The sequence below is a fragment of the Paraburkholderia eburnea genome, assembly GCF_002917095.1.
GTDB classification, from domain to species: domain Bacteria; phylum Pseudomonadota; class Gammaproteobacteria; order Burkholderiales; family Burkholderiaceae; genus Paraburkholderia; species Paraburkholderia eburnea.
In genome coordinates, this window is sequence record NZ_PQGA01000009.1 from 129,385 (window position 1) to 143,271 (window position 13,887).

Annotated in this window: 12 protein-coding genes and 1 pseudogene; 6 read left to right on the top strand and 7 right to left on the bottom strand. The window is 62.6% G+C overall.

All coding sequences use genetic code 11. From position 1 onward, the window contains the following. The first annotated feature begins 73 nt into the window (after nt 1–73). Both B0G62_RS17845 and B0G62_RS17850 read left to right on the top strand, forming a co-directional pair. Complete coding sequence (locus B0G62_RS17845; protein ID WP_103705544.1) at nt 74–688, top strand: biliverdin-producing heme oxygenase; 615 nt, start codon at nt 74–76, stop codon at nt 686–688. Nucleotides 689–852: 164 nt separating this feature from the next. Then, nucleotides 853–1,224, top strand: a complete 372-nt coding sequence (locus B0G62_RS17850; RefSeq protein WP_103705545.1) for a nucleotide pyrophosphohydrolase — start codon at nt 853–855, stop codon at nt 1,222–1,224. Nucleotides 1,225–1,507: 283 nt separating this feature from the next. On the opposite strand, the gene glgX is transcribed toward B0G62_RS17850, so the two are convergent. The 3 genes from glgX to B0G62_RS17865 all read right to left on the bottom strand — a co-directional run bounded on the left by glgX (nt 1,508) and on the right by B0G62_RS17865 (nt 5,342). Next, on the bottom strand, nt 1,508–3,688 hold the full coding sequence (glgX, locus tag B0G62_RS17855; protein WP_103705546.1) for a glycogen debranching protein GlgX: 2,181 nt from the start codon (nt 3,686–3,688) through the stop codon (nt 1,508–1,510). A gap of 437 nt (nt 3,689–4,125) precedes the next feature. Continuing rightward, nucleotides 4,126–4,446, bottom strand: a complete 321-nt coding sequence (gene hmuQ, locus B0G62_RS17860) for a heme-degrading protein HmuQ (RefSeq protein ID WP_103705547.1) — start codon at nt 4,444–4,446, stop codon at nt 4,126–4,128. Between the two features lie 119 nt (nt 4,447–4,565). Next, nucleotides 4,566–5,342, bottom strand: coding sequence for a hypothetical protein (locus B0G62_RS17865; RefSeq protein ID WP_103705548.1), 777 nt, complete (start codon nt 5,340–5,342; stop codon nt 4,566–4,568). A 116-nt stretch (nt 5,343–5,458) separates the two neighbouring features. Here B0G62_RS17865 and gcvA point away from each other — a divergent pair, with 116 nt between their 5' ends. The 4 genes and pseudogenes from gcvA to B0G62_RS31340 all read left to right on the top strand — a co-directional run bounded on the left by gcvA (nt 5,459) and on the right by B0G62_RS31340 (nt 7,769). Beyond that, entirely contained in the window at nt 5,459–6,367 is a 909-nt protein-coding gene (gene gcvA / locus B0G62_RS17870) for a transcriptional regulator GcvA (RefSeq protein ID WP_103705549.1), read from the top strand. A 178-nt stretch (nt 6,368–6,545) separates the two neighbouring features. Beyond that, nucleotides 6,546–6,776 (top strand): annotated as a pseudogene (locus B0G62_RS17875) (DUF6402 family protein); the annotation flags it as partial. Between the two features lie 129 nt (nt 6,777–6,905). Further along, on the top strand, nt 6,906–7,268 hold the full coding sequence (locus B0G62_RS31335; protein ID WP_167401302.1) for a hypothetical protein: 363 nt from the start codon (nt 6,906–6,908) through the stop codon (nt 7,266–7,268). Between the two features lie 51 nt (nt 7,269–7,319). After that, nucleotides 7,320–7,769 (top strand): hypothetical protein, encoded by a 450-nt coding sequence (locus B0G62_RS31340; protein ID WP_146055321.1) that lies wholly within the window; start codon nt 7,320–7,322, stop codon nt 7,767–7,769. A 57-nt stretch (nt 7,770–7,826) separates the two neighbouring features. On the opposite strand, the gene B0G62_RS17890 is transcribed toward B0G62_RS31340, so the two are convergent. The 4 genes from B0G62_RS17890 to B0G62_RS32505 form a co-directional block, all read right to left on the bottom strand. Beyond that, nucleotides 7,827–9,143, bottom strand: a complete 1,317-nt coding sequence (locus tag B0G62_RS17890; protein WP_103705553.1) for a cytochrome c — start codon at nt 9,141–9,143, stop codon at nt 7,827–7,829. 13 nt (nt 9,144–9,156) lie between these two features. After that, a complete protein-coding gene (locus B0G62_RS17895) occupies nt 9,157–10,935 on the bottom strand; it encodes a GMC family oxidoreductase (RefSeq protein ID WP_103705554.1) in 1,779 nt (592 codons plus the stop codon). A 5-nt stretch (nt 10,936–10,940) separates the two neighbouring features. Continuing rightward, complete coding sequence (locus B0G62_RS17900; protein ID WP_103705555.1) at nt 10,941–11,672, bottom strand: gluconate 2-dehydrogenase subunit 3 family protein; 732 nt, start codon at nt 11,670–11,672, stop codon at nt 10,941–10,943. 124 nt (nt 11,673–11,796) lie between these two features. Beyond that, complete coding sequence (locus tag B0G62_RS32505; protein ID WP_103705556.1) at nt 11,797–13,332, bottom strand: methyl-accepting chemotaxis protein; 1,536 nt, start codon at nt 13,330–13,332, stop codon at nt 11,797–11,799. Between the last annotated feature and the right edge of the window lie 555 nt (nt 13,333–13,887).

The following is a 13,887-nucleotide window of genomic DNA, read 5'->3' on the forward strand; positions in this document are numbered from 1 at the left end:
GCGCGTTGCACGGTTTGACGCGCGCCGCCCGTTTTTTCGTACGTTTGCACAATTGCTTACCCGCACCCATCCCGTGACCGCCCTTCGATCCACAGCCGAATCGTCGTTCGTCGACGTCCTCGGCGCTCTGCGCCTTGCTACCGCGTCGCGCCAGGAAAGCGCCGAGCGCGCCATGCCGCTCGCCGTCCCCACGCCCACGCTGGCCGATTACCAGCAACATCTGCGGATCTTGCACGCCTGGCTCGCGCCGCTCGAAGCCTGGTTGCGGCGCTTCGCCGATGGCCCGCAAGATCCCGGCTTGCTGCCGCCGCGTGCGCGCCTCGCGCTGATCGAGCGCGATCTCGCGCATCCGGTCTTGCGGGGCATGGAAGACGCGCCGCCGCCGCCGGATGCCTCCTCATCGCTCGCGCCGCTCGAAGCGAACGCGGCCTGGCGCTGGGGCGCCTGTTATGTCATCGAGGGCTTGCAACTGGGCAGCGCCGTGCTGGTGCGTCGTCATGCGGGCACGTTCGCGCCTCATGCACTCGACTATCCGGGCGGCGACGGCAACGCTTCCGGCCCGCGCTGGCATGCCTTCGTCGCGGCCATGCGCCGCGCCGTGCATACGCCGCGCGATGTCGATCTCGCTTGTGCCGGGGCGCGCGCCGCGTTCGACCGCCTCATCGCGCTGCTTCCTGTGACGGCTTGAGCGTTCGCCATGGCGACATCACTGTCGGCTTCCGACGCTGCTGCTTTTGGTGCGACGTTTCGCGTGAGTTTGCCGCGCTATCGCTGTCGCCAGTGCCGGTGCCGGTGAGAGGCATGCCCAGGCGGGCGGTACAATCCGGGCTTTGCGTCCCAACGTCCGTTGCCATGACCGATTCCCCGCAAACCACGCCGCTCGACGCGCTGATGCAGCAGGTGCTCGCGTTTCGCGAAGCGCGCGACTGGCAGCAGTTTCACACGCTGCGCAACCTGATCGTCTCGACCAGCATCGAGGCGGGCGAGCTGCTCGAAACGATTCAATGGAAGGACGATGCGCAGATAGCCGCGATGCTCGCCGATCAGCAGGGCCGCGCGCACCTCGAACAGGAATGCGCCGACGTGTTCATCTATCTGCTGCTGGTGGCGCATACGGCGGGTTTCGATCTCGTGAAGGCGGCGGCCGACAAGGTACGCGTAAACGAGACGCGCTATCCGGTCGACAAGGCCCGCGGCAACGCGAAGAAACATAGCGAGCTTTGACGCGCATGGGCGCGGGCCGGTGCTATGGCGCCTGCAATTCGCGGCCGGAGAATCCTTCACGACGAGGGCGCCCGATCGCCTCGCGCTGCGCGCACTGCTTGCGCGACCCCATGTCGAGTCGAACGTGCGCGTGGATGGCGCGGGGCTTTATTTGACGAAGTGAGCCGCGAAGTTTGCGGTTTTATCGGCTCGCGGTTATCGACGGCGGCTCGTGCCGGTAGCGCACCGATGGTGCGTGGGAGGGCAAATTGCGTGCCGCCATTTCAGAATGGCGCGCACGGCCTCAACCCGTGAGGTTCCCCTCCAGACGCTCGAACACACGCTGCGTCGCGCCGCGCGCATGCAGCGCGAACAGCAGCAGCGAGCGTCCCGTTGCCTGATAAACGTCGCCCGCTTCGAACTCCGGCAGTTCGTCGCGCACCGGCCTGTTCGTGTCGATCAGACAGCTCCATTGATCGTTGCCCGGCACGGAGGGCAGCGTGAAATCCACCACGTCGTGATATGCGTTGAGCACGATCAGCAGCGTCGCGTCGGAGGCCAGGCGCATGATGCCGCTGGTCTGCGACCGACCATCGATCAGCATACCGAAACATCGCATCTGTGCATCGCCCCATTGATCGCCGTGCAGCGGCACGCCCGCAGGCGAGAACCATTCGACATCCGTGACGTCGAGCGTCGCGTTGTGTTCGCCAGTGAGAAAACGGTTGCGGCGCAGCACCGGCAGCGCATGGCGCAGCGCCGTGAGCTTGCGCACGAAATCGGCGAGCGCACGGCCATCGTCGTTGATACCGTCCCAATCCACCCAACTGATGTCGTTGTCCTGGCAATAGGCGTTGTTGTTGCCGCGCTGCGTGCGCCCGAATTCGTCGCCCGCGAGCAGCATCGGCGTGCCCTGCGAAAGCAGCAGCGTGGCAAGAAAGTTGCGCTTCTGGCGCTCGCGCAATGCGCGGATATCGGCGTCGTCGGTCGGGCCTTCGGCGCCGCAGTTCCACGAGAGATTGTCCGCGTGGCCGTCGCGGTTCTCCTCGCCATTGGCTTCGTTGTGGCGCTCGTTGTACGAGACGAGGTCGTGCAGCGTGAAGCCGTCGTGCGCGGTGACGAAGTTCACGCTCGACCACGGACGGCGCCCGCGCCGGTTGAACTGCTCGCCCGAAGCGGCCAGCCGCGTGGCGAGATCGGCCGCCTTGCCTTCGTCGCCTTTCCACCAGCTACGCACGGTGTCGCGAAAGCGGTCGTTCCATTCGGCCCAGCCCGGTGGAAAGCCGCCGACCTGATAGCCGCCGGGGCCGCAGTCCCACGGCTCGGCGATCAGCTTCACGCTGGAGAGAATCGGGTCCTGGCGGCAACTGTCGAGAAAGCCGCCGCCTTCGTCGAAGCCATAAGGCTCGCGCCCGAGAATCGTCGCCAGATCGAAGCGGAACCCGTCGACGCCCATTTCGAGCACCCAGTAGCGCAGGCTGTCCGTCACCATCTGCAGCACGCGCGGATGCGAGAGATTGAGCGTATTGCCCGTGCCCGTGTCGTTGATGTGATAGCGCGGATTATCGGCGACGAGCCGGTAATACGAAGCGTTGTCGATGCCGCGAAACGACAGCGTCGGCCCCAGTTCGCTGCCTTCTGCGGTGTGGTTGTAGACCACGTCGAGGATCACTTCGAGACTCGCCTGATGCAGGCGGTCCACCATGTTCTTGAATTCGTCGATCGAGCCGTGCTCGCCGACCGAATAGCGCGGATCGGGCGCAAAGAAGCCGATGGTGTTGTAGCCCCAGTAGTTCGTGAGGCCACGCTCCAGCAGATACGAATCGTTCACGAAGGTATGGATCGGCATCAACTCGAGCGAGGTCACGCCAAGGCCGCGTATGTAGTCGAGCACCTTCGAATTCGCCATGCCCGCGAAGGTGCCACGCTCTTCTTCGGGCACGTCGGGGTGGCGGATCGTGTAGCCGCGCACATGCGTCTCGTAGACGATCGCGCGTTCGCGCGGCACGCGCTCACGCAATGGGTGGTGCCAGCTAAAGGTCTGGTCGACCACGCGACAGCGCGGCACGTAGCGCGCGCTGTCGCGGGTGTCGAAGGAGAGATCGGCGTCGGGGCTGTCGAGCGTGTAGCCGAACACCGCGGGGTGCCACTTGAGCGTGCCGACGTGCGCTTTCGCATAAGGGTCGAGCAGCAGCTTGTTGGGATTGAAGCGATGGCCGGCGTCCGGCTCGTAAGGGCCGTGCACGCGGTAGCCGTAGATCGCGCCCGGTTCGAGATCGGGCAGGAAGACATGAAAAATCTCGTCGGTGTATTCGGGCAGCTCGATGCGCTCGAGTTCGCGCTGGCCGGTCTTGTCGAACAGGCACAGCTCGACTTTTTGCGCATTCGCCGAGAACAGCGCGAAATTCACGCCGCGCCCGGTCCAGGTGGCGCCATGCGGGAACGGCTGGCCTTCGGCGATGCGGGTAGCGGTCTTTTTGCTCATGGGGTCTCGCAGTGGCTGGATCGGGGGACGCGTCGCGCGATCGAGGCGCTGCGTCAGGCACTACGCCGCACTTCGGCGAGTGCGCGACGGCGACCATCAAAACGTTGGGAGCGTTGACGACAAGGTGACTCCCCCGATGAGTGCAAGTGAACAGTGCTCGATGCGGGTGCGAGACGGCGCGCACAAGGCGAAGCGGCCGGTTGCGGCACGCTTCGACCTCTTTAGCTGGTTAGCAAGGTCCGGGCCAATGCGAGGGAATTCCCGCGCGGCAATGTTGCGGCACGGCGAGATGCCGGTGGCGCAAGGCGTTAGCGCAGAATCCGAGGGCGGGGGGAAGGACGCGCGCGGCAGTGGAACAGGGCCGCGCGGTGTGTAGTTTTGGCGTGACGCGCGTGCAGTTTTCACTATTGCGGTGAGGGCGGCGCGCGCCTGAATGCTTACTTGACGGTCTGCACGACCTCGAAGCCTTCGAATTCCGGATGGCTCAGATAGAGCGGGCGGCTTTGCCCGGCGTTGCCGGCGTTTCGATGAGCGCCGCGGAAGGCGTCGGAGCGCGTCCAGGCCTCGAAGGCGGCGTGGTTCGCCCAGATCGTGTGGCTCGCGTAGAGCACGTGATCCTCGCGTTGCGGACCTTTGAGCAGATGAAATTCGATGAAGCCGGGCACTTCCTTGAGGTGCGTGTCGCGGCTCGCCCAGACTTCCTCGAATGCGGCTTCCGAACCGAGGGCGACCTTGAAGCGATTCATGGCGATGTACATGCGTGATCCTGTGCGGTGATCCTGTTGAGGGCTATCCGATGGCGGGAGGCCGCGCGTCTGGACGTTACCGCTGAAAGCGGCCGGCGCGCGACGCTTCCCGATTATAGGATCGCGACGGCTCACTCCACCGGCAACGCGGCAGGCATGCGCATGCGATAGAACGAGAGCGCCTGGATCAAGAGCGTACAGAAAATCGCGCTGCTATAAGCGACCACCCCATGCGTGCGCGTGAGCAGGAGACTCAGCACGAAGAAGAACGCCGCGAAGCCTAGCAGGCCCGTTGCCATACCACGCATTATCTGCTGCGCGGCGGCCGCGCCGCTCGAACGATGCGCGAACACCGCCAGGATGATGGCCATGAACGGAAACGACGCGATCACACCGGCCGCGCTTGCGCCCACATACGGCGCGATCAGCGTCACGCTTACGATCAGGCCGGCGATCAACACCATGCGCAACGGCAGATCCCACCAGGGCGCGTCGATCTTCGCGCTCGCCGCCGCTGTGATCGGCATGAAGTTCAATGCGAGGGTGATGACGATTATCGCAAGCAGGAACAGCAGGATTTCGGGCAGCGCGTTCCATTGCAGCAGCGCGGCCACGACCACGAACGCACCCGCCGCGCCCGTCAACGCGAGACGCCATCCCGACGCGGCCAGCCGGCAATAGACGAAGCAGAAGGCGGCTTGCGCAACGGTCGCGACGAGCGAACCGGCGGTAGCCTGCGTAGCGAATACGGGGCCGTGCTCCAGCGCGAGAAACACGGAAACAGGCCCCGAAGTGAGCGGCATCCCAACGAGCAATCCGCCGAGCGCTTCACCCCAGCGGCGAACGGCAAGCGAAGCGAGCAGCAGCAACACGGGCGTGACGAAGAGCTTGAAAAGCAGGAGATCCATGATGGGCAAATGGTGTTCGATTGAGACCGTACGGCTCATATTGAGCGCCGCCACCCAGGCTGACAAATCATTTATCGTCATATAATGCGTGAGCTAAACTCACACATGATCCGACCGTGTTCGACCGGCTTCCCCCTCTGCAAACGCTGCGCGCCTTCGAGGCCACCGGACGGCATCTGAGCATGACGCTGGCGGCACAGGAACTGCACGTCACCCACGGCGCGGTGAGCCGGCACATCAAGACGCTCGAAGAACATCTGGGCGTCGCGCTGTTTCAACGGTTCACGCGCCGCATCGTGCTAACCGAAGCGGGCGCGGAATTTCTGCTGGCGGTCACGCGTCTGCTCGGCGAACTCACGAAAGAAGCCGATCGCGTGCGCGGCCATGACGGCGTCGAGCGCTTCAAGATCAACGCGAGCGTGTCGTTCGCGAACAAATGGCTCGCGCCGCGTCTGCATCGCTTCAAGACGCGTTATCCGGATCTCGACGTTCACCTGGACGTCACCGATAAATTCATCGACCTGAACGAAGGCGAAGCCGATGTCGCGATCCGTTACGGCAGCGGCCGCTACTCGCGCCTGCTGGCCGAGCGCATCCTGGAGGAGACGGTGACGCCGGTGTGCAGCCCGGCTTATCGGGAGAAGATGCGTGGGTTGTGCGCGGTGGCGAATCTCGCAGGCTGCACGCTGTTGCACGAAGGCGGCATGCTGGCCAACTGGGAGCAGTGGTTCGCGCTGGCGGGTGTGGAGCGCGTGCGCAGCGATCGCGGACCGGCCTATAGCCATGGGAGCCTGGCGATCGAAGCGGCGATTCGCGGTGAAGGCGTGGCGCTCGGGCGTAGCGTGATTGTCGCGGACGATATTGCGGCGGGCAGGCTGGTGGCGCCGTTTCCGCAGATCCGGCTGGAGTCCGAGCGCGGACACGATCTGGTGTATCGCATCGGCAGTCGGGACGACCCCAAGGTGCGTGCGCTGCGGACGTGGCTGGGGGATGAGATCAAGTCGTTTCTTGCTGGGGAAGGGTGATTTGGGATGCGAAATAAAATATCGGATCGCGTAAAAAATACGGTTAATTGCATACGTGCCTGATACATTATTTTAAATAAAGGTTGCCCGACTGGATCATATTTATTGCAACTCTTATCTCGATCGTCCGTGCCTCCGTGGTAGTAAGGAGAAACTTTACGATCAGGAGCGTAGCCGTATGAGCGCACAAGAGTTGTCAATCTATACGCCGAACAACGGGGAATGGCGCAAGCAGTCGGGAAATGTCGCGCCCGTCAGCAGTGAGGCTGGAAACCATCCCGGGGTCGAGCGCGACGCGCGATATCTTGCGACCGCTGAGAAATTCGAGATCACTGAGATTCCCGCAGCAATGTCGAAAATGGGCTGGCACAAGTCGGCGGCGCTGCTCAGGAAGTGGTTTGCCTACGCGCTTTCGTCGCTGGCAGGACACGCACAACGCGGGTGGAGATTTGATTTTGTTCTCTGATTGCCGGGTCGTAAATATCAACCCGATCAGACTTAGGGTGAAGCGGTGACGGTGCGCGTTCGGCTACGTCTCGTGGTTTTTGCCGTTGTCGCAGTCGCCGCATTCAGCATTTTTCAGCATATTCTGGATGCACGAGCGCGAGCTAACGCAAAAGAGTGTTTAACCGTGGCTTCACAGAGCGGTCTGTATCGCGCCGAATCTTGCGTGACAGGCATGAACGGCAACGTTGTCTACTATGTCGGGCGGCTCTACGATGCTCATCGCGGCGTGCTACTCGCGCGAACGGACTTTGATTCCATGGACGGTGGCTTGCCTGAGTTTATGCCCGACGAAAGCGCCGTTATTTTCAGACGAGGGGAGGGCAACGGGTCGGGCACTGGATTTATCGACATCCCACCCAATTGGCTCGAACGTCTGCACGCGAAAATTCCCTGATGAGTTTGCACGACGAAGTAGGAATGGCTGATGCCACCACCTCGACACTCAATGCTTACCGCTTCACCTTTGAGATTGTCGCGTTGTGAAGCATTCACCCTCCGTCAAATTTCGGATAAAGAAATGAAGGCTCGTTCTCCAAGACGCGCCGTATTCGTCGTCGCTGTTATCGTTGCCGGATTCAGCGTCTTTCAATACATTCAGGGCGCGCGGGCGCGCGCCAAGGCACATGAGTGCGTCGCCGTGACGTCGCAAAGCGGCCGCTACCGTGCGCAATCGTGCGTGACCGGCATGGACGGCAATGTTTTCTTCTACGTTGGAAGACTTTACGACGCTTATAGCGGCGAAATGCTCGCGCGCACCGACTTCGATTCGATGGACGGTGGCGACCCGGAATTCATGCCCGACGAAAGCGCGATACTGTTTCGAGGTTCAGGCGATTCTGGCGAAATCCACATCCCACCCAATTGGCTCGAACGTCTGCACGCGAAAATTCCCTGACGAGTTTGCACGACGAGGAGGGAACGGCTGACGCCAACCGTTCCCTCCATCCAACGCCTACCGCTTCGCCTCAATCCCCAACTGTGCGCGCACGCGCTTCACATCGGCGGCGGACACAGCGCCCGCATCATTGCCCCACGCCGAACGCACGAAGGTCGCCAGTTGCGCGATCTCGTCATCGTCGTAGCGCCACGCGAACGGCGGCATCGCCAGCGGCGCGGGCGCCGAAGCCGTCGAAGGCAAGCGCGAGCCCGCCAGAATCACCGCAATCAGCGAATCCGGATGCGCCGCGAGCACCGACGGGTTGTTCGCCAGCGACGGAAACACGCGCGCAGCCCCTTCGCCGTTCTGTCGATGGCAGGCCGCGCAGCTATCGATATAGATGCGCGCGCCGATATCGTTGGCGTGGCCCGTCATGATCGACGTGAGCGTGCCGTCGTCGGCCTTGTAGGCGGGCGCGGCGGCGTCGTCCGAGAGCGGTGTCAGGCTCTTGAGGTAGACGGCGATCGCGTGCAGGTCGGCATCGCCCAGATACTGCGTGCTGTGCTCGACCACTTCGCCCATCGGCCCGGTGACCGCCGAATGCGCCGTGCGGCCCGTCTTGAGCAGCGCGATGATATCGGCCTCGTTCCATTCGCCCAGCCCCGTGCCCTTGTCGCCGCGCAGATTAACCGGCGAGCTGCCGTCGATGCGAGCGCCCGAAAGATAACGCGCGCTCGTGCCGTCCAGATCGACTTCCTGGAAGCCCACGCCGCGCGGCGTGTGGCATGTGCCGCAGTGCGCGAGACCTTGCACCAGATACGCGCCGCGATTCCATTCCACGCTATGTGCGTCGTCGGGCTTAAAGCGCGAGTCGTCGTGGAACAGGCGGTTCCAGTACGCAAGCGGCCAGCGCGCGTTGAGCGGCCACGGGATGTCCGCCGGCTCGTTCGCCACGGGCGCGGCGTTCACGCGCGTCGTGAAGTACGCGTAGAGATCGCGCAGGTCGCCGTCGCTGACCTTGGCATAGGCCGTGTAGGGCATCGCCGGATAGAGGCGGCGCCCGTCGGGCGTGACGCCTTCGCGCATGGCCAGCGCGAAGTCCTCGAAGCTCCAGTTGCCGATGCCGTGCGATTTGTCCGGCGTGATATTGGTCGAATAGACTGCGCCCAATGGCGTGGCAAGCGGCACGCCGCCCGCGAACGGCGCGCCGCCCTTCGCGGTGTGGCAGGCCATGCAGTCACCCGCGCGCGCGAGATATTCGCCGTGCGCGGCGTTACCCGGCGCAGTCATCGCCTGGGCGTCGATCGTCAGGGCGGGCTTCGTCATGCTGCCGGCCCACAGGCCGCCCACGACTACGACAGCTGCGGCGATTGCTACGGAAAGTTTGCGCATGTCGTGTGGCTCCTCAAACCTGGACCATCGGGCCGGGGTTCTTCAAGTAATGCTCGCGGATATTCGCGGCGGCCCAATAGGCGAGACCGCCGACAAGACCGGTCGGGTTGTAGCCGATGCCGTGCGCGAACACGCTTGCGCCCAGCACGAACACGTTCGGCACATCCCAGCTTTGCAGGTACTTGTTGACCACGGAGGTCTTCGGATCGGCGCCCATCGACGTGCCGCCGTTCACGTGCGTGCTCTGGTACGCGCGCGTGTCCCAGTGCGTGCCACGCTTGAGAATGCGGCCGGAAATACTCTTGGGGTTCATCTGCTTGCCGATCTCCATCATCTTCCCGGCGATGTATTCCGACGCGCGCAGATCGTTGTCCTGCCAGTCGAGCGTGATGCGCAAGAGCGGCTCGCCGTAGGCATCCTTGTAGGTCGGATCAAGATCGGCGAAGCAGCCCCGATACGCCATGTTGCTGATCTGCGATTCGATACGGCCCGTGTGCAGGAAGTTATCGGCCACGGCCTGCTTCCATTCGCTGCCCCACTTGGGCGTGCCTTTCGGTAGCGGAATGCCGCGCACCGGACCGTTGCCGGTCTGACGGCCCCAGATGATGCCGCCGCCGATGAAGCCGAGCGGGCCGTGATCGAAGTTGTCCGCGTTGAACTCTTCGATCGCCTGGCCGCCGCCGCCCGCGCCCATGAACTGGTTGATATAGACGTCCTTGTCCCAGAACATGTTGACGCTGTTGAGCACCTGGTAGCAGAAGTTGCGGCCCACGGTGCCTTCGCCGGTATCGGCGTTGTACGGCTTGCCGATCTTCGACGACAGCATCAGGCGAATGTTGTGCAACTGGAATGCGCCGAGCACGACCATGTTCGCGGGCTGGAATACTTCGTTACCCTGAGCATCGATATAGGTCACGCCGGTGGCCTGCTTGCCGTCCTTGTCCAGTTCGACGCGCAGCACGTGCGAATTCACGCGCAGTTCGAAATTGGGCTTGCGCAGCAGCGCCGGAATGATGGCCGTTTGCGGGGACGCCTTCGAGTAGTTCAGGCAGCCATAGTCGCTGCAGAAGCCGCAGAAGTTGCACGGGCCCAACTGGCAGCCGTACTCGTTCTGATACGGGCCGGACGCATTGCCCGCGGGCAGCGCGAACGGCTTGTAACCGAGTTCGCGCGCGGCCTTGGCGAAAAGGCGTCCGGTCGGGTGATCGGGCAGTGCCGGCAGCGGGAATTCGCGCGAGCGATAGGCTTCGAACGGATTGCCGCCTTCCTGCGGCTTGCCCTTGATGTTGCCCGCACGACCCGAGGTGCCGCACACATATTCCCAGCGGTCGAAGTGCGGTTCGAGTTCGTCATAGCTCACGCCCCAGTCCTGCAGTTGCATTCCCGCAGGGATGAACTTCTCGCCATAGCGCTCTTTCACGCGGCTAAAGAGGCGCAGTTCGTCGGGCATCACGCGCGACTGCACGCCCGACCAATGCGTGCCCGCGCCGCCCACGCCTTCGCCCGGTTTGAACGAGCCGATCTGGCGATAAGGCAGGGCTGTATCGTCCTTCGTGTGACGCGTGGTGACGGTGGTTTTCGATAGATTCTGCAGTAGCGCGTTGCGCGCCGAATATTTCACTTCGTCAACGATCTGCGGATAGGCGAAATCCGGAATCGTGTCGCGGCCGTCGCCGCGTTCAAGCGCAACCACGTCGAGGCCTGCGCTGCACAGTTCCATTGCCATGATCGAACCGGTCCAGCCGAAGCCGACGATCACCGCATCGACAGGTTTCTTCTTGATTGTTGCCATGCTGCTTAACCCCGCTTGCCGTACTGGCTGACCGGACCGTACGGATACGGCTTCGATTCGCTCACCCACTCGACGTAGTCCGCGCGTGCGCCCGGATAGCCGATCATCTTCCACGAACCCATGTCCTTGTTGCCGCCGTACATCGGATCGGCGAAATAGCCTTCCATGGTGTTTTTCAGCAGGAAGCCGCTGAAGAACGATTTCATGTTGAAGTCGTCCTGGATCTTGCCGCCTTCGACATCCTTAAGGAATGCGATCTGTTTCGCCTTCTCCAGTTGCGCGAAGGTCTTGCCGCCGAGATGCGCCTTGCAGTAAGCGTCGATGGCGCGAATGCCCAGGCGGTATTGTTCCTTCGGCGTGAGTTTCGATTGATAGCCGAACTCGGGCGCGCCCTTCTGGAATGGGCCGTGCATGTACCAGCGCGAAGCGTCACCGTAGCCGGTCTGCAATTGACGGTCGATGTACTGCGGCACGCCCAGTTCGACGGCACCGGGGCCGACGTGGTCTTTCGGGATCAGGCAGTCGCACGCGGCGTTCACGAAAGCCCATTCGTCGGGTGTGAAATAGCCCGGCTGATAGTGCTCCTGGGCGGGCGTGTCGGGCGGCGGCGCGGAACGGCGGATTTCGTCCACGGTGGGGCGCAGCACGGCGGACGCCGTGCCGACGGCTGCAACAGGCACGATCGCGATCGTTCCTTTGAGGAACGAGCGACGGCCCGCCTTGTCTGGCGATGTCATGAGAAAGGGGACTCCAGCGAGTGGCGCTGATGCGCTCGTGATACGTTGGGCGCGCCGCCACCTTCGCCATGAGACGAGGGCGTGCGCGCCTGGCAAATGGGGACGCTGAAACGCTTTGGAGGCGTCAGGCCACCCGGAAAACCTGCACGGTGCTGCTGAGCTTGCTCGACTGCGTGTCGAGCGCTTGCGCGGCGGCCGTGACCTGCTCGACGAGCGCGGCGTTCTGCTGCGTGACCTCGTCCATCTGCGTGACGGCGGTGTCGACCTGCTCGATGCCGCTTTGCTGTTGTTCGGATGCCGAAGCAATTTCATTCATGATCGCCGTGACCCGCTCGACTGCGGTGTGCAGTTCGGCCATTGTCGCGCCCGCCGACGACACGAGTTCCGTGCCGTGCGAAACGGTCTCGACCGAGTTCGCGATCAGATCCTTGATTTCCTTGGCCGCCGATGCCGAGCGCTGCGCAAGCGAGCGCACTTCGCTCGCCACCACGGCAAACCCGCGCCCCTGTTCGCCCGCCCGTGCGGCTTCCACCGCCGCGTTGAGCGCGAGGATATTGGTCTGGAAGGCAATGCCTTCTATTAGCGCGGTTATGTCGGAAATCTTGCGCGAGCTGCCTTCGATCTCGCTCATCGTATCGACGACGCGCTGGACCATTTCGGTGCCGCGCGTGGCAACGTTTGCGGCGGTGTACGCAAGATCGCTGCCGGTGCGTGCATTGTCCGTGTTCTGCTTCACGGCGGACGTCAGCTCGTTCATGCTGGCGGCCGTTTCCTGCAACGACGCGGCCTGTTCCTCGGTGCGTGCCGACAGGTCGATCATGCCCGCCGCGATCTCGCGCGTGGCGACCGACACCGATTCGCTGCCCGAGCGCACGGAACCCGTGACGTTGCCGAGTTCCTTGCGGGTCTTTTCGATGCTTTCCAGCAGCAGACCCATTTCATCGTTTCGTTGCGCGCGCACCGCTTTGCTCAAGTTGCCCGAGGAGATTTCCTGGAGGCTTTCGAGTGCGTAGTTGAGCGGGCTCATGATCGCGCGGCGCAGCATGACCCAGCCGAGACCGGCGGCCACGAGACCGAGCACGACCATCACGCCGCTCACAGTCGAGAACAGATAGAAGTTCGATTCGGCTTCGTCGTAGCGCGTCCTGGCGTTTTCGTAGAGGTGCTTTTTGACCTCGTTGTTGGCGTCGCTCATCTTGCTGTAGAGATCGGAGAGCTGCGTCATCGCGATGTTGTCGGCGGTCTCCTTGTCGCCGGCCTGCAGTGCCTTGGTAAAGGCCGACACGGCGTCGCGCATGGCGGTGCGGCGCTCGGTGGTCCTGGCGATCAGCGGTAATTCGTCCGGCTCGTGCGGCATTTGCTGGAACTTCGTCCACCACTCGTCGGAGTTCTTGAAGAAGCCGGAGGCGCGGTCGAGCTGATCGGGCACGGTGGAGGCTTCCGGATGCAGCGCCACGCGGTCGAGCACGAGGCGCGTGCGCGCGATGTAGATCTCCGCATTGTCGATCGCCGTCGATTCGGCGAGCTTGTTGCGATAGGTGTCGCGGTTGGCGCTATTGGCCTTTTCCGTGCTAATGAAGCCCAGCACGCCGGACACGGTGAGCAGGGCGGCGAGAAGAGCGAAGGTGAGTGCGATACGCGCTCGAATAGTGAGTGTCATGCGTCTGTACCGATTTGACCAAGGGTGACGCAGCGCAGTTAGCGGCCGCTTGCGGCGCTGGTTGGCTGCCACGTGGCTGCGGGCGTTCCCCCTTCATAACGTCATTCGTCTGACTATATTTAGGGTGCATGGCAAAATTTTTAAGAAACTACTGAAAATGTTCTTTACAATCAATCCCATAGGGATGCAGAAAAATTTTGAGGTGGGAAAACGTTTGCGTATGCAGAAGGCGATCTTCCTGTGTGAATTGAAGATCCTTCAATCTTGAGACCGATGCTCAAGCGCGACGGCAGGTCGCGGAATGCGCCCACCTGTCCGCAATCCAACCCATAGCCCTGAAGGAATCTCCGTCAACGGACTGATCGTGGACAAGAACTTGCCTGCGCAACAGGTTCAACAGCAGATTCGCGCAGCGTGTCTTCACGACACGGCATCTGGAAGAAAATCTGTTTTTTTATGGTAACTCGGTGTGGTTTCTAAATGATCTTTAAATCGTTGCGAAGCGTTATTTAAATCGTATTTAAAGTAGCGAATTGCCTTGGTGGGCGTTATTCA

What these genes read in the sequence shown, in the direction of transcription:
- B0G62_RS17850 (WP_103705545.1), top strand. Translation starts at nt 853, where the DNA reads ATGACCGATTCCCCGCAAACCACGCCGCTCGACGCGCTGATGCAGCAG.
- glgX (WP_103705546.1), bottom strand. Translation starts at nt 3,688, where the DNA reads ATGAGCAAAAAGACCGCTACCCGCATCGCCGAAGGCCAGCCGTTCCCG.
- hmuQ (WP_103705547.1), bottom strand. Translation starts at nt 4,446, where the DNA reads ATGTACATCGCCATGAATCGCTTCAAGGTCGCCCTCGGTTCGGAAGCC.
- B0G62_RS17865 (WP_103705548.1), bottom strand. Translation starts at nt 5,342, where the DNA reads ATGGATCTCCTGCTTTTCAAGCTCTTCGTCACGCCCGTGTTGCTGCTG.
- B0G62_RS31340 (WP_146055321.1), top strand. Translation starts at nt 7,320, where the DNA reads ATGCTTACCGCTTCACCTTTGAGATTGTCGCGTTGTGAAGCATTCACC.
- B0G62_RS17890 (WP_103705553.1), bottom strand. Translation starts at nt 9,143, where the DNA reads ATGCGCAAACTTTCCGTAGCAATCGCCGCAGCTGTCGTAGTCGTGGGC.
- B0G62_RS17895 (WP_103705554.1), bottom strand. Translation starts at nt 10,935, where the DNA reads ATGGCAACAATCAAGAAGAAACCTGTCGATGCGGTGATCGTCGGCTTC.
- B0G62_RS17900 (WP_103705555.1), bottom strand. Translation starts at nt 11,672, where the DNA reads ATGACATCGCCAGACAAGGCGGGCCGTCGCTCGTTCCTCAAAGGAACG.
- B0G62_RS32505 (WP_103705556.1), bottom strand. Translation starts at nt 13,332, where the DNA reads ATGACACTCACTATTCGAGCGCGTATCGCACTCACCTTCGCTCTTCTC.